Origin of the sequence: Halobiforma lacisalsi AJ5, assembly GCF_000226975.2 — an archaeon.
GTDB lineage: Archaea > Halobacteriota > Halobacteria > Halobacteriales > Natrialbaceae > Natronobacterium > Natronobacterium lacisalsi.
The window spans coordinates 1897722-1916457 of the sequence record NZ_CP019285.1 but is presented as its reverse complement, the minus strand read 5'-3'; the positions used below and the strand labels follow the sequence as shown (position 1 = coordinate 1916457).

The window sequence follows — 18736 nt, the reverse complement described above, 5'->3', positions numbered from 1 at the left end:
ACGCGATATGAACAGGCAGCAGACCTCGGATACGATTCTCAGGGATGGGCTCCGCACCGGAGCCCATCCCGTTACTTCTGCTGTCACTACTGGTTGGTGGAGTCTGTGAACGCAGACGATTTCACCAAAGAAGAGCTCCTTTCTCGGCTTCTCCAACTTGAGCAACGAGTCGAAGAACTCGAACGGGAGAACAAGCGAAAGGACAAGAAAATCGATCAGAAGGACGAGCGGATAGAAGAACTCGAAACACGCCTTCGCAAATACGAAAATCCGCATACACCGCCCAGTAAGCGACGGTCGGGGACTGACGAGTCCCCGACCTCGCAGGACGACGAAGACGAGAATGTTCGAACCGATGGCGGTACTCCCGGACGGAAGGACGGTCACGACCCTGAGTGGCGTGCAACAGCAGATCCCGACAAAGAGATCGATGTCACCTGTGACTGTTGTCCCGAGTGTGGCGAACACTTCGACGAGTCGGTGGGCGTCAGCCCCCGACTCGTCGAGGAGGTTCCCGATCCACAGCCACCAGAAATCACCCGGTACAACCGTCACTACTACCAGTGCAGCTCTTGTGGAACAGAAACCGTTGCTACACACCCCGACTGCCCCGATGAGGGGCAGTTCGGGGTGAACGTCATCTCTCAAGCAGCACTTTCTCGGTACGATCACCGCCTCCCCTACCGGAAAATCGCTGACCGGTTCGAGCAACTGCATGGATTAGAACTCTCGGGCGCGTCCGCGTGGCACGCGACCGAGCGCGCTGCGCGCGCCGGTCGCTGCGAATACGAACAGATTCGAAGACAGATTCAGCAAGCAGAGATCGTTCACGTTGACGAAACCGGTATCAAACGCGAGGGTGAGCAGGCGTGGATTTGGACGTTTCGGACGAGCGAGCACACGCTATACGCCGTAAGGGAGAGTCGTGGAAGTGATGTTCCCGCGGAAGTCCTCGGCGAGGACTTCCCGGGAACGGTCATCTGCGATGGGTGGACGGCGTATCCAGCGTTCAGCAGTAACCTTCAGCGGTGCTGGGCACATCTTCTCCGAGAAGCTGAAGACGCTGCTAGTGACCACGAGGAGGCAGAACCCGTTTACCGGTATCTCAAGCAGATGTTCGTCGGTCTCCAGTCGTGGCTGGAGACCGACCCGAGTCTTCGTGAGAGAGCACAGATGCACCGCTCATGCCAGAACGGGCTTAGATCGCTCGTGGGGCGGTCAGTAACCGACGAACCAGTGGCAACACTACTCGGGAAAATCGAAGGAGGGATCGACCACTGGCTCACCTTCGTCGGTGAGCCAGCGGTCTCCCCGACGAACAACGCAGCTGAGAACGCACTTCGTGAACCAGTCGTTCTCCGGAAAATCATCGGGACACTCCGTAACGATCGAGGTATGTTCGTTCACGAGACGATCTTGTCCCTGCTGGCGACATGGCGCCAGCAGGGACGCAATCCCTACGAAGAACTTCGCCGAGTCGTCAACAACAATGAGATGATATCACGGGCTCACACTGAACCGGCTGTTGAGACTTCGGGGTAAACACGTACTAAACAATTTTCGGAATCCACCGGAGAGAGGATATATGGATGACTCACAGCAGCGCGTGTCCATGGTATGAGCGGGAGTGAGAAGCACCGACTGTACTCCCGATCGGTGGCAGACAACATCCAAACACGACCGCCACATCCTGCGAGAACGAGTACGACCTAGCGCATCCCGCGAACCCGCTCGAGCACTGCCAGCGTCCCGTCGGCGTGGACCGCCTCGAGCACCTCGTCGGCGGCCCCCTTCGCCGCCTCGTCGGCGTTCGCTACCGCGAACCCCCGACCGACCGCCTCGAACGTCGAGACGTCGTTGATCGAGTCCCCGACCGCGACCGCCGCCTCGAGATCGAACCCGACCGCGTCGGCGATCCGTTCGATCCCGTCGCCCTTGTTCGGCTCGGCGTCTTTCACGTGGTAGGCGTAGCCGGTGTCGATCACCTCGAGGCCGTAGTCGGCCGCGATCTCCCGCAGGGGGTCGACGGGCTGCTCGAGGTTGACGGCGATCTCCGTCTCGCGCCAGCGGTTGACCGTATCCTCTTCGCCCCACCCGGGGTCGTAGCCGGCCGCACGGTACTCCTCGACGACGGCCCGCGCGGCCGCCCGGTCGGCAGTGAAGAAGACGTCGTCGCCGGTGTAGACGACGCCGCCGTTCTCGGCGACGACGAGTTCCGGAATCCCAACGAAGTGACAGAGGGCGACGGGGTAGGGGAACGCTTTCCCGGTCGCGAGGACGACGGGGGCGTCCCATTCCCGGAGCGGATCGAAGACGCGGGGGTCGATGCCCCAACCCTCCGGTCGGGTGAGCGTCCCGTCGATGTCGAGCACCAGCGGCGGATCAGCGGTCATACCCCCACGTGAGGGACCTGTCGCCTAAACGGTTACTCGCGGAAGCAGGTCGACCGCATTGCAGTCCCCGGTCAACTGAGTATGTCTCTGGTCCTCACAGTACGACTGAGTATCGCTCACAGCGACATGTTCCACTCGGCAGCGATACGGTTAGTTCCTAGTAATGTTCATTACCGCGCTGTCGAACCGAACACGCGTGACCCGAAACTCACGACGATCGGTGCTTCGGCGCGGTGCCGTGGCACTTACCGCCGGCGCTGCAACGGCCGGCTGCCTAGACGGCGTCCTCGGCACGGAAGAGACGGACGCCGAACTCGAGTCCGAGCCGGACGAAGATGCGATCACGGTCTGGCACGCGATGGGCGGCAGCAACGGCGAGACGATGGCGGAACTGGGGGATCAGTTCCGCGAAGAGACCGGTATCGACGTCGAGATGGTCTATCAGGGGAGCTACGAGGACACCCTGAACCAGTCGTTCGCGGCGATTGAGGCCGACACGATGCCGGAGGTCGTCCAGATCGACAGCCTCCACGCCAGGCAGATCCTCGACACCGACGCCTTCCAGTCGGTCGAGGGAATTCTGCCCGACGACTATCCAGTCAACGACTTCCTCGATCCCATCACGGACTTCTTTACGATCGACGGCGAGCTCTACTCGCTCCCGTTCAACAACTCGAACGCGATCCTCTACTACAACAAAGACGTCTTCGCGGAGGCCGGCCTCGATCCCGAGTCGCCGCCCGAAACGTTAGAGGAGGTGACGGAGTACTCCCGCGAGATCGTCGAGTCGGGGGCGGCGGAGTACGGCATCACCTGGCCGAACCACGTCTGGTTCGTCGAGCACTGGTACTCGCTGGCCGGCCAGACGCTCGTCGACAACGAGAACGGCTGGGCGGACGATCCGACCACCGTCCACACTGAAACCGACGTCGGCGAACGGCTCTGGTCGTGGTGGCGCGACATGGCCCAGGAGGACCTCTACACGAACCCCGGCATGGAAGCCTGGGGCGAGGCGACCGACCTCTTCTACGGCCAGAACGTCGGCATGCTGCTCACCTCGACGGCCTCCGTCGCCGGAGCTATCGTCCAAAGCGAGGAGCAGGGCTTCGAACTCGGCACCGGTTTCTACCCAGCCATCGACGGCCGCGAGGGAGTCGTCATCGGCGGCGCGTCGCTGTGGGTGCCCGAGGACATGTCCGACCAGCGTGCCGAGGAGGTCGGCCAGTTCCTCGAGTTCATGAGCCAACCCGAGAACCAGATCACCTGGCACAAGGAGACCGGCTACTACCCCGTTCGCGGTGAGGCCGTCGACCAACTCGAGGAGGACGGCTGGTTCGAGGAGAGCCCCCACCACGGGACGGCCTTCGACCAGTTGCTGGCCAGCGAGCAAACGACCGCCACCAAGCGCATGCTCGTCGGGCCCGCACGGCAGGTGGCCGTCCAACTGCAGGAGGGCTCCGTCGAGATATTCGAGGAGCGGACCGACCTCGAGGACGGGCTCGCGAGCATGAAAGAGGGAATCGAGGCCGAGATGGAGCGCTACGTCGAGGCCCGCGGTTCGTAACGATGGGGACGCGAGACACGAGAGAAATCTACGGCGGCTCCCTCGGCGTCGGTCGGTTCCTGCGCGAGCGAGGGCTTCGCGGAACGATCGCGTACCTGCGCGAGCACGGCGTCCGCGGCGCCGTCGAGACCGCCCGCGAGGACGGCCGGTCGCTGTTGGGCGAGCTTCGGGGAATCTCCGTCGCGTACCTCCTGCTGGCCCCGACGCTGCTCGTCTCGGCGGTGTTCCTCTACTACCCGGCGCTCGAGGCGCTGGAACTGAGCTTCCACCAGACGCTGTTTTTCGGCGGCGAGCGGACGTGGGTCGGCCTCGGAAATTACGAGACCCTGCTGTCCTCGTCGTCGTACCACCGGAGCGTCGCGATCACGGTCGCGTTCGCGGCGGCAGTCGTCGGCGGCGTGATGACGATTTCGCTGATCGTCTCGTTCCTGCTGTACGAGGTCGACTGGGGCCAGTCGGGCTACCTGATCGCCGCGATCTGGCCCTACGCGTTGCCGCCCGCGGTGGCCGGCATCGTCTTCCTGTTCCTGATTCACCCCTCGATCGGGACGCTGACGGCGGTGCTCGAGGGCTATACCGGACTCGAGGTCGACTGGTTCAGCAACGGCCGGCAGGCGTTCGTCGTGGTCGCGATCGCGGCGATCTGGAAGCAACTCGGCTACAACGTCATCTTCACCGTCGCGGCGCTGAACAACGTGCCAGCAACGCTCAAGGAGGCCGCCGAACTCGACGGGATCGGGCGCTGGAGCCGGCTGGTCAGGATATACGTGCCGCTGATTTCGCCGACTCTGCTCTTTCTGGTCGTGATGAACACGATCTATGCGTTTTTCGGGACGTTCGCGTTCATCGACCTGATGACCCAGGGCGGCCCCGGCGGTGCGACCAACATCATGATCTTCGACCTCTACCGCAACGCCTTCGAGTTCAACAACCACGGCCTCGCGTCGGCCCAGTCGGTCGTCCTGTTCGTCGTCGTGAGCGTCCTGATGTACGTACAGCTTCGCTTCTCGGACGAACGCGTCCACTACGGAGCCTGAGACCATGTCACGACACTCGAACACCGACACGAACGCGTCCACCGTTGGCGAGTCCCGACGGCTTCCGCTCGCCCTCGAGCGTGGGTTGCCCGCCCTCGACGGCGCGACGTTGCGAGCCCACGTTGGCCTGCTACTGGTGGTCTGTCTGATGGCACTGCCGCTGGTGATCGCAGCGCTCATCAGCTTCGGCACGCGGGCGACGTTCACCAGCGTCTCGGAGCTATCGCTCGAGACGGCAGCCCGGAACTACCACGAGGTGCTGTTCCGATACGATATGGGCCAGTACATGCTCAACTCGCTGCTCATGTCGGTCATCGTCGTGGTCGGCAAACTGGCCGTCTCGCTGCTGGCGGCGCTGGCGATCGTCTACTACCGGTTCCCGTTCAAGAACGCCGTCTTCGCGGTCGTCCTGCTGACGCTAATGCTGCCGGTTCCGGTCCGGATCGTCCCGCTGTTCCAGCTTGCGGCCGATCTCGGCTGGGCGAACTCGTTCGCGGCGTTGACGATTCCCTACCTCGCGAGCGCGACGACCGTCTTCTTGTTGCGCCAGCACTTCCTGTCGATTCCGGTTTCGCTCGTCGAGTCGGCGAAACTCGACGGCGTCGGTCCCCTCCGGTTCCTCGCGTTCGTCCTGATTCCGATGTCGAAGGGCATGATCGCAGGCGTTTCCGTGATCATGTTTATCTACTCGTGGAATCAGTACCTCTGGCCGCTGCTGATCGTCGACGACCAGTCGATGCAGGTCGCGCAGGTCGGTATCCGCCTCCTGCAAGGGGTCGTCGAGTCCGGCGACATCGCCTGGCCGCTGCTGATGGCCGGCTCGATCGTCACGCTGCTGCCGCCGCTTGCCGTCCTGATCATCTTCCGGAAACCGCTGCTCGAGACCTTCGGGGTGGAATAATCATGGCATCGATCGAACTCACGGATCTGACGAAACGCTTCGACGACGTCACCGCCGTCGACGGGATCGACCTCGAGGTACGCGACGGGGAGTTCCTCGTCGTCGTCGGTCCCTCGGGCTGTGGCAAGTCGACGACGCTGCGGTGTATCGCCGGCCTCGAGTCGCCGACCGACGGACGGATCCACATCGGCGACGAGGACGTAACCGCGCAGGAACCCCACGAGCGAGACATCGCGATGGTGTTCCAGAACTACGCGCTGTACCCGCACATGACCGCCGAGCGGAACATGACCTTCGGGATGCAGTCGGCGACCGACTTCTCGAGCGCAGAGATCGACCAGCGAGTGGCGGAAGCGGCCGCAACGCTCGGCATCGACGACCTGCTCGATCGGACGCCCTCGGCGCTGTCCGGCGGGGAACAACAGCGGGTCGCGCTCGGCCGCGCCATCGTCCGCGATCCGGCCGTGTTCCTGATGGACGAACCGCTCAGCAATCTCGACGCGAAGCTGCGCGTCCAGATGCGGACCGAACTGTCCCGACTCCACGAGGAACTGGGGACGACGACGGTCTACGTCACCCACGATCAGACCGAGGCAATGACGCTTGGCGATCGGGTCGTCGTCATGAACGACGGGCACGTTCAGCAGGTCGATACGCCCCAGGAACTCTACGACTACCCGTCGAACCGGTTCGTCGCCGAGTTCATCGGCGACCCCGCGATGAACATGCTCGAGGTGACCGTCGACGAGGCCCCGTCCGGTCCGATCGTCCGCCACGAGGCGTTTACGATCGAACTGCCGGGCACGCCGGAACTCGAGGAGTTGGACGGCGACAGGGCGGTCCTCGGCTTCCGGCCGGAGGACGCCTCGATCGCGGATCGCGGTGCGTCGCCGGCCGGTAGTGCTCCGGATCGGCGGCAGACGGGACGCGGCGACTCCGAGCGAACCACTGGACCGATCGAAGCGACGGTACAGGTAACCGAACCGCTCGGAGATACGCTGCTGTGTTACTGTCGCGCGGGCGACGACGAGTTCAAAGTCCAGACCGCGCCCCGAACCGGTCGCGCCGCGGGCGACGCCGTCACGCTCACCCTCGACGCCGACCGGCTCCACCTGTTCGATCTCGAGACCGGAAAGGCGATCTACCACTCCGACTCCGACTCCGACTCCGACACCGACCGCGAGCGTCGCGCGGCGACCCCCGAGCCGTAATGGCGCTCCGCTCGCACCTGTCGCGGCGGCGGATAATGGCCGGCGGTGTCGTCGGCAGCGCCTCGCTGCTGTTCGCCACCGCTGCCCGCGTCCGCTCGGTCGACGTCATCGCACACCGGGGGTTCGCCGCCGAGCGACCCGAGAACACCCTCGAGGCCGTCCGCTACGCCGTCTCGCTCGCCGACGGGATCGAGGTCGACGTGCGTCGCTGCGGTTCGGGCGAACTCGTCTGTGTCCACGACGAGACGCTCGAGCGGCTCACCGGCGGCGCGGTGGCCGACAGGGTCGGACGGCTCGACTGGGAGGAGCTACGGCACGTGTCGATCGGTTCGTCGGACGCTCGCGTTCCTCGACTCGCGGAGGTTCTCGAAGCGGTCCCGCCCGACGTACGGTTGAATATCGAACTGAAAGAACGTGGACTCGCCCCGGACCTGCTGGGGCTCCTCGAGGACTTCGACGGCGCGGTGGTCGTCTCGTCGTTCGATCCGACCGCGCTGTGGCAGGTGGGGTCGCTGACCGACAACGTGCCCCTCGCGTACATCTTCAGTGAGGCCCCCGGTCGTGGGCTCGAGACGGCTGCAGACCTCGAGTGTGTCGCCGTCCACCCGTCGACGGGACTGTGCTACGAGACGGATATCGTCGACCGCGCACACGAGCGGGGGTTCGCCGTGAACGCGTGGACAGTCGATTCGGGTCTCGAGGCTGCGCGGCTGGCGCTTACCGACGTCGACGGCGTCTTTTCGGACGTGTCGTTGCCGGGGCTGTAACGCCGTCACCGTCGCAACAGCGCGATCGATTCCGAGCCCTCGGCTCTCGTCACCGGAGCGTCCGACTTCCGTCAATCGCGACGCCGCCACCGACGGCCCCGAACACCCCGGCGCTCGGGGACCGATCCGTCGGACCGTTCGAGGACAACGATTTCGAACCCTCGAGCGGCACGTAGACCTCTTCCTCGGTCATCGCCAGCGGACGGAACTCGACGATGGGAGTGTGGGGTCCGTATCACCGTCGGTTCCCGCTCATCGCATCGAGCACGGCGACGGACGACCTGCCTCCCGATCCGACCCATAGACGGGCGAGAGTCGGTACTAGTACTCCGGCTTGAAGACGTTGATGACCGCTGTCACGATCAGGAAGACGACGCCGCTCACTGCGCCGACGATCAGCCCGGCGACGACTCGCACGAGGATCGTCCCCTCGACTTGCACGGCGACGAGCAGCGCCACGATCGCCACGACGATCGCGAGGTTGCGGCGATCCCGCCGTTCGATTCCGAACCGCTCGAGCATAGCTACGCCGACTCGGCGGAGTCATATCGGTGTATCGGTGGGACCGTCACGAGGGGAGGAGAGAGCGAAGCGCGAAAAAGGAGACCACCCCGACGCCGGCGCCCGCGACGAGCGACCGCGTGGAATCCGGCTCGAGCGTCATGGCGACGAGCGCGGCGATCGCGGCGACCGTAACGGCGGCCCCCACCGCGCCCTGGTGGTAGTTGCCGGTTCCCTCGTACGCCTGGATCGGCTCGTGATCGGGGTCGCCGGTCGTGATACTGGCGTGGTAAGGGACGTAGATGCGGACGCCGATCCCGACGAACGCTGCGACGATCATGTTGAACTGGACGTCGCCCGTCATCCGCGCGGCGACCAGAAACGTCCCGATGGCGGCGAACAGGGCGATCACCTTGCTCAACCGGTCGGCCCTGATCACCGACTCGTCGACCTGCCGATCGGACATATCGGGGGAGAGTGGCCGAACTCGAATAAAGCCACCCCTCTGGCGGGTCTGGCAGGGTCGAACGGACCGCTCGTAGCCCCGAGCGACACCGGCCTGTCCGTGTTCGGCGACGGACCCGCTCAGCCCGCGCTCCCGTCCGGCACCGCCAGGACTGGGACATCGGCCATCCGGATCATTTTCTCGGCCACGCTCCCGATCAGATAGCGCTCGAGGCCGGTCCGTCCGTGGGTTCCCATCACCACGAGGTCCGCGTCGTGCTCGTCGGCGTACTGGAGGATCGTCTCGACCGGTTCGCCGCTGTCGACTGCAGCCTCCGTGTCGACGCCCCGCAGTCGATCCGTGGCATCGTCGATGGCCTCCGTGCCGTACTCTCGCGCCTCCTGTCGGATCTCCCGGGACAGGTCGCGCTCGCCGCTCATCGGGGTATCGGCCCCCTGGGGATCGCCCACCATGCCGGGACTGCTCTCGGTGTTCGGATCGCCGCCGATCCCGAGTGCGGGATGGGACGTATCGACCACGTACAGGACGTGGACGGTCGCCTCGTGTGTCTCCGCCAGGTCACGGGCGGCCTCGAGCGCGGCCCCCGCCCCGTCGCTGCCGTCGGTCGGAACGAGTATAGTTTCGTATTCTGACATTTAGTGATCTACCCGGAGCTACCACCAGGATCGACTTAGCTGTTGGCCCGAACGGGGTTCGTCGGCGGTTCGACGGCTCGTTACGGGCGTAAACGCAGCGCCGTCGCGCTCGAGGGGGGTCGATCGCGGGACCTGTCGACGTCCATCTACTTCGACCGACCGACGCCCAGCGGTCGCTTGCACGACTTACAGAGGAAGAGGTCGCGGTTCTCGAAGAGGGAGAACGAGCCGTCCTCCTCGACCTCGACTTCGGGGACGTCGGAACTCGTCTCGAGGTTGTCGGCCGATTCGATCTCCGTCTCACAGTCCGGACAGTGAAGCGTGTCTGTCATGCTATCGCACACGGCGAGCGGGCACATAACGCTGTTTCGAGCGTGCGCCGGACACTCACGCGCGTCGATAAAAAACGAACCGCGGGTCGGTTTGCTGGCGGAACCCCGGCCGATCAGCCGGCGAAGCCGGGCACCCAGACCGCGGTCTGGAAGATTCCCAGGGCCACCAGCAGGCAGATCAGCGAGTGTGTGATGAAGATCGACGCCGCCGGCGGGTCCACGTGCGTGTCGCCGTGGGCGTAGAAGATCCGCTGGAAGGCCTCGCCGATGAGTGCCCCCAACAGCCCGAAAACGCCGGCGATGGCGACCGCCGCGCCGGGACTCATGCCGGCAAGGACCGCCCCGCCGGGAGCGACCGCCGCGAGGTATACCGTCCCCGCGGGCAGGGTCATGTGGTGAGTCACCGGGATCTTCTCGACGCCGAGGTTCAGGAACAGCAGCGTCGCGGCGCTGAACCCGAAGCCGATGAACGGACTTCCCGTCTGGAGCGTCGCGTACGCGGACGCGAGCCCGGCGAAGAGTCCGATCGTGGCCACGTGGGACCACTGGTACATGTTCGGCAGCCACGGCTCGACTGCCAGCCGCTCCTCGACGGCCATGCCGCCGTCGGCGATGGCCTGTCCGGGTTCCCGGCGGTCCTCGCGCTCGAACGGGCTCATGTCGAAGTAGCCGTCGGCCTTGCTGCTGACCACGCCGATCACGCTGTAGCCGAACACCAGCCGGTGGAGGAGGGCGCTGGCGACGACCGTGAACGCGATCGGGTCCGTCGGCACCGCGAGGTGCCGCAACGTCTGCTCGAGGGCGATCCCGAACAGCCCGAACGCCGCGCCGACGGCCAGGATATCGGGCCGGCTGCCGAGCGCGTACGTGATGTCCTTCCCGTTGTGGTAGTCGAATCCGGACTGCAGGATCCCCTTCTTCGCGGCATAGGCGGCGGCAGCCGCGCCCGCGGCGAAAGAGATGTGCGGGCCGAAGACGGGTCCGAACCCGAGGCCGACGCCGACGCCGGCGGCCGCGTCCCCGCCGAAGACGCCGGCGAGGACGAGGAAGCCGGTGAAGATGAACGCCGGCAGCGCGCCTAGCGCCGCCCCGAAGGCACCGCCCGCGGCGGCGCCGAGCCAGATTTCCGGCGCGCTGAGGGCGTCGATAACGTCACCGATCGAGCCCGGTTCGTAGCCGACCTGGAGCGGCACGTCCGCGAGCAGGACCGCGTCGGAAGCGAGTTCGACGGCCATCCTCAGTCACCGCCTTCCCGTGCCCAGTCGAGGGAGCGCTCGATCGCGTCGTTCCACCGGTCGTAACGGCTGTCCGCCACTTCGGGGTCCATCTCCGGTTCGAACTCGCGGTCGACCTGCCAGTTGTCCCGGAGTTCGTCCACGTCGGACCAGTAGCCGACTGCCAGCCCCGCCGCGTATGCCGAGCCCAGCGCCGTCGTCTCGTCGACGACCGGCCGGACGATCTCCGATGCGATGATGTCCGACTGGAGCTGACAGAGGTAGTTGTTCTTGACCGCGCCGCCGTCGACCTTCAGCGAGGTCATCTCGATGCCGGAGTCGGCCTCCATCGCCTCGGCGACGTCGCGGGTCTGGTAGGCGATCGACTCGAGCGTCGCTCGCACGATGTGCTCCTTTCGCGTCCCGCGGGTCATCCCGACGATGGTGCCGCGGGCGCGCTGATCCCAGTGGGGCGCGCCAAGCCCCGTGAACGCGGGGACGACGTAGACCCCGTCGGTCGAGTCGACGCTGCGGGCCAGTTCGGCGGTCTCGGCGGGGTCGTCGATCAGGTCGACGTCCTCGAGCCACTCGACCGCGGCGCCGGTGACGAAGATCGCTCCCTCGAGGGCGTACTGGACGTCCTCTCCCGAACGCTGGAAGGCGATCGTCGTCAGCAGGCCGTGATCGCTCCCGACGGCCTCGTTGCCGGTGTTCATCAGGAAGAACGAGCCCGTACCGTAGGTGTTCTTCGCGTTTCCGGCGTCGAAACAGGTCTGGCCGAACAGGGCCGCCTGCTGGTCACCCAGCGCCCCCGCGACGGGGACCTCGGCCTCGAGGAACCCCTCGGGGTCGGTCGACCCGTAAGTGGCGTCGTCGCTCGAGGGCCGGACCTCGGGGAGCATCTCCCGCGGGACCGAAAACTCCGCGAGGAGGTCGTCGTCCCACTCGAGGTCGTGGATGTTGTACAGCATCGTCCGCGATGCGTTCGTAACCTCGGTGATGTGTTGACCCGTGAGGTTATAGATCAGCCAGGTGTCGATCGTGCCGAACAGGACCTCGCCGCGTTCGGCCCGATCGCGTACGTCGGCCGGCCGCGAGCGTTCCATCTTGATCGGGTCGCCCTCCTCGAGGAGCCACTCGGCCTTCGTCGCCGAGAAGTACGCGTCGGGCTCGAGGCCCGTCTTCGCGCGGATCTCCTCGGTCTTGCCGTCCTCCTCGAGTTCCTCGACCCGTTCGGTGGTACGTCGATCCTGCCAGACGATCGCGTTGTGGACCGGCCGGCCGGAGTCGGCGTCCCAGAGGACCGTCGTCTCCCGCTGGTTCGTGACGCCGATCGCCTCGAGTTGGTCGGGCGAGATTCCGGCCTGCCCCAGTGCTTGCGTAATTACGGATTTGGTGTTCTCCCAGATCTCCATCGGGTCGTGCTCGACCCAGCCGGGTTCCGGGTATATCTGTTCGTGGGTCTCGTACGCGTTCGAGACGACTTGCCCCTCGTGATCGAACACGATGAACCGAGTCCCAGTCGTTCCCTGGTCGACCGCGCCGACGTATGTGCGTGCTGCCATTGGTGGTCACCTTGCCATGTCGCGCCCCATGTTTATCGATGGTCGCGGGCTGATAGTAAACATCTACAACGATCATCATAAACCTTACTACTACCACGAGGAGTTGTAGACGGATCGGAACAGACGGTCGAACAGACGCAATATCCAGCCGTTCTGAAGGTCCGAATTCCTGATATCGACGTCTAACCGAACGTCCGTCGTATCGACTGATTTTATGATATCGATGGCCCACCGTCGATAAAGTAAAGGTCCAGGCGGTCTAGCTTCCATCGAAGGAATGGCACGGGACACCGAGGTCCTCGTTCTCGGGGGCGGCTCGACGGGTTGTGGCATCGCTCGGGACCTGGCGATGCGCGGCCTCGAGGTCACCCTCGTCGAACGGGGCAATCTGACGGAGGGGACGACGGGCCGGATGCACGGTCTGCTCCACAGCGGGGGCCGGTACGCAGTCTCCGACCGGGCGAGCGCGCGGGAGTGTATCGAGGAGAACCGCGTCCTGCGCGAGATCGCCGGCCACTGCGTCGAGGAGACCGGCGGACTGTTCGTCAAACGGCCCGAGGACTCGGACGACTACTTCCGGAAGAAACTCGAGGGCTGTCGCGACTGCGACATCCCGGCGCGGGTCCTCTCCGGACGGGAGGCCCGCGAGGTCGAACCCTACCTCGCGAAGGACATCGAGCGCGCGATCGAGGTGCCCGACGGCGCGGTCGACCCCTTCCGGCTCTGCGTGGCCAACGCCGTCGATGCCGAGCGCCACGGCGCGCGCATCGAGACCCACGCGGAGGTGATCGACCTGTTGCGCGAGGGCGACGACGTCTACGGGGTCGAGGTGCGCCACGACTCCGGCCCCGGAAAGCGGAGCCACCGTACGCCCGGCACGACTGAGGAGATCACCGCCGACTACGTCGTCAACGCGACCGGCGCGTGGGCCGGCCAGATCGGTGCGATGGCCGACCTCGAGATCGAGGTCCGGCCCTCGAAGGGCGTGATGACCATCATGAACGTCCGGCAGGTCGACACCGTCGTCAACCGCTGCCGGCCCAAGGGTGACGCGGACATCGTCGTCCCCCACGAGACGACGGCGATCCTCGGCACGACGGACGAGGAAGTCGAGGACCCGGACGATTACCCGGAGGAACAGTGGGAAGTCGACCAGATGATCGACACGCTCGCGGAACTCGTCCCGATCCTCGAGGAGGCGCGGACGATTCGCTCCTTCTGGGGCGTCCGGCCCCTCTACGAGCCCCCGGGGACCGGTACCCAGGACCCGACGGACATCACGCGGGACTTCTTCCTGCTCGATCACGACGAGCGCGACGGCGTCGCCGGCATCGCGAGCATCGTCGGCGGCAAGTTCACGACCTATCGCGCGATGGCCGAGGAGATCGCAGACCACGTCTGTGCCGAGTTGGGCGTCGACGCCCGCTGTCGGACCGCCGACGAGGCGCTGCCCGGCAGCGAAAATCTCGCCGACCTCGAGAACGCGATGGACGACTTCGGCCTGCGGTCGCCGATCGCCCGGCGCAGCAAGCAACGGCTGGGCAGCCGTGCCCGGGAGGTTCTCGAGACCGACGAGCCGAACCCGGTGATCTGTGGCTGTGAAGGGGTCACACGGGCAGAGATGCAAGACGCCATCGAGCAGTCCGGCTCGGACTTGAACGCCGTCCGCATCCGCACGCGGGCGTCGATGGGCAACTGCCAGGGCGGGTTCTGCACGCAGGAGATGGCCCACGAACTCCACCCCGAGTACGACGAGCCGACGGTCAGGGACGCGCTGGACGAACTCTACCAGGAGCGCTGGAAAGGCCAGCGCCACGCGCTGTGGGGCGAACAGCTCTCGCAGGCGATGCTCTCCTACGCGTTGCACGCGACGACGCTGAACCGCGATTCGGATCCGGCGGGTCGGGACGAGGACCTCGAGTACGGGGCCTTCGACGCGGGCCCTGACGTGGGACCTGACGCGACCGACCGAACCCCCGTCGACCGCCGCGCCGACGGCGGGGAGGATCGGTAAGATGGCGATCGAAGACGACGTGCTCGTGATCGGCGGCGGCATCGCCGGGGCGACGGCGGCGCTGTCTGCCGCCGACGAGGGCGCGGACGTCCGGCTGGTGACCCACAAGGAGAGCACGCTCCGGAACGCCAGCGGGTTGATCGACGTGCTGGGGTACCTGCCGAGCGACGACGCGGACGGCGCGTCCGAAGGCCCGCTCGTCGACCCCTTCGCCGCGATCCCCGACCTCCCGGAGACTCACCCCTACCGCACCGTCGGCGTCGAGGCCGTCCGCGAGGCGCTGTCCTTCTTCGACGGAATCCTCGGCGACGCCTATCACGGGGCCCACACCGACGACAACGCCCTGGTACCGACCCAGGGGGGCTCGGTCAAACCGACCGCCCGCTACCCGAGATCGTCCGCGGCGGGACTGGCCAGCGATCCGCGGGACGCCCTGCTCGTCGGCTTCGAGACCCTGCCGACGTTCGAGGGCCCCCTCGCGGCCGCCCACCTCGAGGCCGCGGGCGTTCCCTTCCAGGCCCGCGGCGTGACGCTGTCGTTCCCCGGGATCGTCCGGGACGACGCGAAGGTGACACGCTACGCACACCTGCTGGATCAGGACGAGGCGGTATCACGGGACGGAACGGGCGCTCGCGAGGCCCTCGCCGCGGCGGTCCAGCCCCACCTCGAGGGCGAAGAGCGGGTCGGCTTCCCCGCCGTCCTGGGCGACGAACACCCGGACGAGGTGCGGGCCGCTCTCGAGGCCCATCTGGGCGTCGACGTCTTCGAGGTGCCGATGGGGCCGCCGAGCCTTCCGGGACTGCGCCTCGAGGACCGGCTGTACGCCGCGCTCGAGGCCGCGGGCGTCGAGGTGCGCTCGGGCGTCCCGGTGGTCGATTACGAGAGCGACGGCGACGACGGGCGGATCGACCGCGTCGTCGTCGACCGCAACGGGGCCGAGATCCCTCACCGGGCCGACCAGTACGTCCTCGCGACGGGCGGGCTGGTGGGCAAGGGCGTCGAGTCGAACCGCGAGCGAGTGATCGAACCGATCTTCGACTGTCACGTCCCGCACGCGACGGACCGGTACGACTGGTTCAGCGAGGACGCCTTCGGCGAACACCCGTTCGCGCGGTTCGGGGTCGTCCCCGACGGGGAGTTGCGGCCCCGCGACGGCAGCGGGAACGTGGAGTTCGAGAACCTGCGGGCGGCCGGCGCGGTACTGGGCGGCTACGACTACGCGGCCGAGAAATCCGGTGCCGGCGTGTCGATCGCGACGGGGTACGTCGCGGGCCGACACGCGGCCGCGCGGTCGACGGACGCACGAGCACGAGTGGCGACCAACGACGAGGTGACACCCCAATGAGCGACGCGGACCGATCGATCGACGACCGTGGTACAGACGCGGGAGATAAAACCGAACTCGAGCGCGCGGGCGACGTCGAGACCGCCGGCCCGGGCAACGACTTCGACCCCGTGCAGGTCTTCCCCGAGAGCGAGGAGATGGACCTCCGACCGGGCGCCGACGACTGTTACAAGTGCTCGACCTGCGACACGAGCTGTCCCGTCGCCGAAGTCGACGACGAGTTCCCCGGTCCGAAGTTCCAGGGGCCCGAGCAGTGGCGGCTCAAGCGCCAGGAGGACCACGACATCGACGAGACGGTGATGAAGTGCTCGAACTGCATGCGCTGTGACGGGGCCTGTCCCTCCGACGTTCCCCTCTCCCAGATGCACAACACCGCTCGCGGGGAGTACGTCCAGAAGGAGATGAGCAAGCTCTCCGTGGAGTACTGGCGCAACCGAACCCTCGCGAACTACCGGCGGCTCGCGCCGCTTGCGGCCACCTTCCCCCGTACGTCGAACTTCGTGATGGGACTCGGTCCCGTCCGCTGGCTCGGCGAGAAACTGTTCGGGGTCACGAGCGAGCGCGAGTTCCCCGAGTTCGCCACTGAGACGTTCCGCGCGTGGTGGGCCAAGCGCGGCGGTACGGAGACCTCGAGACGGCGCGCGAAAGCGGCCCGAGCGGAACGTGGCGAGGAAGGGAGCGAAAAGCGGATCGCCTACTTCCACGGCTGCTACGCCAACTACAACACCCCCGAGGTCGCGAAGGCGCTCGTCCGGGTGTACGAACACTTCGGCTACGAAGTCATGGTCCCCGAACAGCGCTGTTCGGGGACGCCGATGTTCGCCAACGGTATGCTCGAGGACGCGCGTCGGGCCGCCGAGACCAACGTCGACGAACTCGCGACCGCCATCGAGGAGGGGGCCGACGTCGTCGCCTCCTGTAGCTCGTGTTCGATGTCGCTGCGCCAGGAGTACCCCGAACTGTTCGACCTCGAGGGCGTCGACGACGTGGCCGCGAACACCTGGGACGCCGTCGAGTACCTGCAGGTCCACGAGGACCTGACGGGCGAACTCGAGGAGACGAGCGTCGAGGGCGTAGCGGGCATGGAGGACTTCGCCTACCACGCCCCCTGTCACGCGCGCAACCAGGGCCTGGCCGGCCAGACCCGCGAGGTGCTCGAACCGATCGACGGTGTCGAGGTCCACGACGTCGGCGACTCCTGTTCGGGCATCTCCGGTACCTACGGCTGGAAGGAGGAACATTACGATACTTCCATGAAGATCGGCGAGGAGATGTTCGAACACATGGAAGCCGCGGACGCGGAGGCCGGACTCACGGAGTGTCCGACCTGCTCGATGCAGATGGGGCACGGAACGGGCTACGAGATCACCCACACGCTCGAGGTGCTCGAGGCAGCGCTGGTGGGTGACGGGAGCGACGGCGGAGGTGCACGACCTGACAGATGAACCTCCGGAACCGGATCGATCGCCGGCGCAGCGCCCGCGGCGATCGGCAACTGGTCGTCGATCGAGAACATCTCAGCCCGACCGTCCACCGCAGCGAGCCCGTCGGACGCGGACCCGCATTAGAGCAGTTGCTCGACGTCCTCGAGCCGGTGTTCGACGGCCAACTGCCGCCGCCGGTGGCGGTCGTCGGCCCGCAGGGATCGGGCACCTCGGCGCTGGTGTTTGCCCTGTTCGGAGCATTGAACGACCGCCTCGGCGACGTCGACCGCTCGTTCGGGACGACGACGCGGGCGAGTCCGTCCGAGCACGTCACCTGGTTCGCCCACGTCGACGGCCGGCGCGTCGACAGTGAGTTCGCCTTCTATCGGGCCGTTCTCTCGGTGCTCTCTCGGGAGCCGGTCCCCGAGAGCGGGATCGGGACCGACGACCTCCGGGAGCGCGTCGAGCGCCGGCTTCGAGGCGGACGACGCGCGGTGGTCGCGATCGACCACCACGACGAACCCGAGACACTCACGTACGGACGCGTTCGCGACCTCCTGGAGTCGGCCGGGGTCGCCGACCGCGTCACGGCAGTTCCCGTCGGGCGGCAGGTCCCCGACGACTGGGACGGTGCGACCGTCTCGTTGCCGGCCTACCGGAGCCACGAACTCGTCGACGTCATTACCGACCGCGCGTCGACGGGGATGGCCGCCGGCGGCATCGATCACGAATCCGTCCGCGACCTCGCCGAGTGGGCCGATGGCAACGCACACGACGCGCTCGCCGCGCTGTTCGTCGCCGCGGTCGCCGCGGAGGCCGACGGAGCCGACCGGATCGCCGACCGCCACGTCGATCGAGGCCGGGCGGACGTCCCCCCCGACGGCGTCCACCTCGATCGGGCGCTGGCCCTCTCGGAGAACCGCCAGCGGGTGCTCGCCCACCTCGTCGCACTCGACGAGAAGCGCTCGACGGCAGGAACCCCGATCGGCGACCTCGCGGCCGAAATCGCCGCCCGATCGTCGCTGACGACGGGGACCGTCAAGCGGTTCCTCTACGAACTCGCCGAACGCGGCGTCCTCGAACGGATCCGCATCGAGTCCAACGGCAGCGGCCGAAACCCGAGCGCGGTCGCCCCCCTGGTGCCCGCGACGGCGTTCCGGCAACTCACTGACGCGTCGCTCGAGGAGTCGCCGAGATCGAACGATACGGACGGATCGACTGAACCCCGCGGCTCGACCGACACGGCCGGATCGTGACGGCCGACCGACGGCGAATCGACCGGGTGAACGGCCCGGTCCAGGACGGCGATCCGGTGAAGAACCCTTTTTGGTAGTGCAACCGAATGATCCCTCCAGCGACGACGGGGC

General features: G+C 66.4%; 17 protein-coding genes. 10 read left to right on the top strand and 7 right to left on the bottom strand.

The window, feature by feature from the left end; all coding sequences use genetic code 11:
- Nucleotides 1-105: 105 nt before the first annotated feature.
- On the top strand, nucleotides 106-1542 hold the full coding sequence (gene tnpC, locus CHINAEXTREME_RS09135) for an IS66 family transposase (RefSeq protein WP_029601814.1): 1437 nt from the start codon (nucleotides 106-108) through the stop codon (nucleotides 1540-1542).
- Nucleotides 1543-1709: 167 nt separating this feature from the next.
- Here the strand turns inward: tnpC and CHINAEXTREME_RS09130 are convergent, their stop codons facing one another.
- Nucleotides 1710-2393 (bottom strand): HAD-IIB family hydrolase, encoded by a 684-nt coding sequence (locus tag CHINAEXTREME_RS09130; protein ID WP_007143230.1) that lies wholly within the window; start codon nucleotides 2391-2393, stop codon nucleotides 1710-1712.
- 358 nt (nucleotides 2394-2751) lie between these two features.
- Between CHINAEXTREME_RS09130 and CHINAEXTREME_RS09125 the strand changes: the two genes are divergently transcribed.
- The 5 genes from CHINAEXTREME_RS09125 to CHINAEXTREME_RS09105 are packed head-to-tail and all read left to right on the top strand — an operon-like array spanning nucleotide 2752 to nucleotide 7873.
- Nucleotides 2752-3957: an ABC transporter substrate-binding protein gene (locus tag CHINAEXTREME_RS09125; RefSeq protein WP_029601539.1), complete on the top strand. Its 1206-nt coding sequence runs from the start codon at nucleotides 2752-2754 to the stop codon at nucleotides 3955-3957.
- Between the two features lie 2 nt (nucleotides 3958-3959).
- Nucleotides 3960-4994, top strand: a complete 1035-nt coding sequence (locus tag CHINAEXTREME_RS09120; protein ID WP_007143228.1) for a carbohydrate ABC transporter permease — start codon at nucleotides 3960-3962, stop codon at nucleotides 4992-4994.
- 4 nt (nucleotides 4995-4998) lie between these two features.
- Nucleotides 4999-5895, top strand: a complete 897-nt coding sequence (locus tag CHINAEXTREME_RS09115; RefSeq protein ID WP_007143227.1) for a carbohydrate ABC transporter permease — start codon at nucleotides 4999-5001, stop codon at nucleotides 5893-5895.
- A 2-nt stretch (nucleotides 5896-5897) separates the two neighbouring features.
- A complete protein-coding gene (locus CHINAEXTREME_RS09110; RefSeq protein ID WP_007143226.1) occupies nucleotides 5898-7106 on the top strand; it encodes an ABC transporter ATP-binding protein in 1209 nt (402 codons plus the stop codon).
- A gap of 35 nt (nucleotides 7107-7141) precedes the next feature.
- Nucleotides 7142-7873 (top strand): glycerophosphodiester phosphodiesterase, encoded by a 732-nt coding sequence (locus CHINAEXTREME_RS09105; RefSeq protein WP_007143225.1) that lies wholly within the window; start codon nucleotides 7142-7144, stop codon nucleotides 7871-7873.
- Nucleotides 7874-8194: 321 nt separating this feature from the next.
- Here the strand turns inward: CHINAEXTREME_RS09105 and CHINAEXTREME_RS09100 are convergent, their stop codons facing one another.
- The 6 genes from CHINAEXTREME_RS09100 to glpK form a co-directional block, all read right to left on the bottom strand.
- The gene (locus CHINAEXTREME_RS09100) at nucleotides 8195-8395 is read right to left on the bottom strand and encodes a hypothetical protein (protein WP_007143224.1); all 201 of its coding nucleotides are present in this window, start codon (nucleotides 8393-8395) and stop codon (nucleotides 8195-8197) included.
- 46 nt (nucleotides 8396-8441) lie between these two features.
- Nucleotides 8442-8840 carry a hypothetical protein gene (locus tag CHINAEXTREME_RS09095; RefSeq protein WP_007143223.1) on the bottom strand — a complete coding sequence of 133 codons (399 nt, stop codon included), beginning with the start codon at nucleotides 8838-8840 and terminating at the stop codon, nucleotides 8442-8444.
- Between the two features lie 119 nt (nucleotides 8841-8959).
- Nucleotides 8960-9475, bottom strand: coding sequence for a universal stress protein (locus tag CHINAEXTREME_RS09090; protein WP_007143222.1), 516 nt, complete (start codon nucleotides 9473-9475; stop codon nucleotides 8960-8962).
- Between the two features lie 146 nt (nucleotides 9476-9621).
- A complete protein-coding gene (locus CHINAEXTREME_RS09085) occupies nucleotides 9622-9807 on the bottom strand; it encodes a hypothetical protein (protein ID WP_010546577.1) in 186 nt (61 codons plus the stop codon).
- Between the two features lie 113 nt (nucleotides 9808-9920).
- Nucleotides 9921-11042, bottom strand: coding sequence for a hypothetical protein (locus CHINAEXTREME_RS09080; protein WP_007143220.1), 1122 nt, complete (start codon nucleotides 11040-11042; stop codon nucleotides 9921-9923).
- A gap of 2 nt (nucleotides 11043-11044) precedes the next feature.
- The gene (glpK, locus tag CHINAEXTREME_RS09075) at nucleotides 11045-12586 is read right to left on the bottom strand and encodes a glycerol kinase GlpK (protein ID WP_007143219.1); all 1542 of its coding nucleotides are present in this window, start codon (nucleotides 12584-12586) and stop codon (nucleotides 11045-11047) included.
- 277 nt (nucleotides 12587-12863) lie between these two features.
- Here glpK and glpA point away from each other — a divergent pair, with 277 nt between their 5' ends.
- From glpA to CHINAEXTREME_RS09055, 4 genes are read left to right on the top strand one after another with little or no spacing between them, the layout of a single operon-like run.
- On the top strand, nucleotides 12864-14600 hold the full coding sequence (gene glpA / locus CHINAEXTREME_RS09070) for an anaerobic glycerol-3-phosphate dehydrogenase subunit GlpA (RefSeq protein WP_007143218.1): 1737 nt from the start codon (nucleotides 12864-12866) through the stop codon (nucleotides 14598-14600).
- Nucleotide 14601: 1 nt separating this feature from the next.
- Complete coding sequence (glpB, locus tag CHINAEXTREME_RS09065) at nucleotides 14602-15945, top strand: glycerol-3-phosphate dehydrogenase subunit GlpB (RefSeq protein WP_007143217.1); 1344 nt, start codon at nucleotides 14602-14604, stop codon at nucleotides 15943-15945.
- Nucleotides 15942-17390: an anaerobic glycerol-3-phosphate dehydrogenase subunit C gene (locus CHINAEXTREME_RS09060; protein ID WP_007143216.1), complete on the top strand. Its 1449-nt coding sequence runs from the start codon at nucleotides 15942-15944 to the stop codon at nucleotides 17388-17390. The genes glpB and CHINAEXTREME_RS09060 overlap by 4 nt, the downstream gene beginning before the upstream one ends.
- The gene (locus CHINAEXTREME_RS09055) at nucleotides 17387-18625 is read left to right on the top strand and encodes an AAA family ATPase (protein WP_007143215.1); all 1239 of its coding nucleotides are present in this window, start codon (nucleotides 17387-17389) and stop codon (nucleotides 18623-18625) included. The genes CHINAEXTREME_RS09060 and CHINAEXTREME_RS09055 overlap by 4 nt, the downstream gene beginning before the upstream one ends.
- Nucleotides 18626-18736: the final 111 nt, after the last annotated feature.

Excerpts from the sequence above, each read along its gene's own strand:
- glpA (WP_007143218.1), top strand. The coding sequence starts at position 12,864 with ATGGCACGGGACACCGAGGTCCTCGTTCTCGGGGGCGGCTCGACGGGT.
- CHINAEXTREME_RS09115 (WP_007143227.1), top strand. The coding sequence starts at position 4,999 with ATGTCACGACACTCGAACACCGACACGAACGCGTCCACCGTTGGCGAG.
- CHINAEXTREME_RS09095 (WP_007143223.1), bottom strand. The coding sequence starts at position 8,840 with ATGTCCGATCGGCAGGTCGACGAGTCGGTGATCAGGGCCGACCGGTTG.
- CHINAEXTREME_RS09060 (WP_007143216.1), top strand. The coding sequence starts at position 15,942 with ATGAGCGACGCGGACCGATCGATCGACGACCGTGGTACAGACGCGGGA.
- CHINAEXTREME_RS09055 (WP_007143215.1), top strand. The coding sequence starts at position 17,387 with ATGAACCTCCGGAACCGGATCGATCGCCGGCGCAGCGCCCGCGGCGAT.
- CHINAEXTREME_RS09110 (WP_007143226.1), top strand. The coding sequence starts at position 5,898 with ATGGCATCGATCGAACTCACGGATCTGACGAAACGCTTCGACGACGTC.
- CHINAEXTREME_RS09125 (WP_029601539.1), top strand. The coding sequence starts at position 2,752 with ATGGGCGGCAGCAACGGCGAGACGATGGCGGAACTGGGGGATCAGTTC.
- CHINAEXTREME_RS09105 (WP_007143225.1), top strand. The coding sequence starts at position 7,142 with ATGGCCGGCGGTGTCGTCGGCAGCGCCTCGCTGCTGTTCGCCACCGCT.
- CHINAEXTREME_RS09130 (WP_007143230.1), bottom strand. The coding sequence starts at position 2,393 with ATGACCGCTGATCCGCCGCTGGTGCTCGACATCGACGGGACGCTCACC.
- glpK (WP_007143219.1), bottom strand. The coding sequence starts at position 12,586 with ATGGCAGCACGCACATACGTCGGCGCGGTCGACCAGGGAACGACTGGG.
- CHINAEXTREME_RS09085 (WP_010546577.1), bottom strand. The coding sequence starts at position 9,807 with ATGACAGACACGCTTCACTGTCCGGACTGTGAGACGGAGATCGAATCG.
- CHINAEXTREME_RS09100 (WP_007143224.1), bottom strand. The coding sequence starts at position 8,395 with ATGCTCGAGCGGTTCGGAATCGAACGGCGGGATCGCCGCAACCTCGCG.
- CHINAEXTREME_RS09080 (WP_007143220.1), bottom strand. The coding sequence starts at position 11,042 with ATGGCCGTCGAACTCGCTTCCGACGCGGTCCTGCTCGCGGACGTGCCG.
- glpB (WP_007143217.1), top strand. The coding sequence starts at position 14,602 with ATGGCGATCGAAGACGACGTGCTCGTGATCGGCGGCGGCATCGCCGGG.
- CHINAEXTREME_RS09090 (WP_007143222.1), bottom strand. The coding sequence starts at position 9,475 with ATGTCAGAATACGAAACTATACTCGTTCCGACCGACGGCAGCGACGGG.
- CHINAEXTREME_RS09120 (WP_007143228.1), top strand. The coding sequence starts at position 3,960 with ATGGGGACGCGAGACACGAGAGAAATCTACGGCGGCTCCCTCGGCGTC.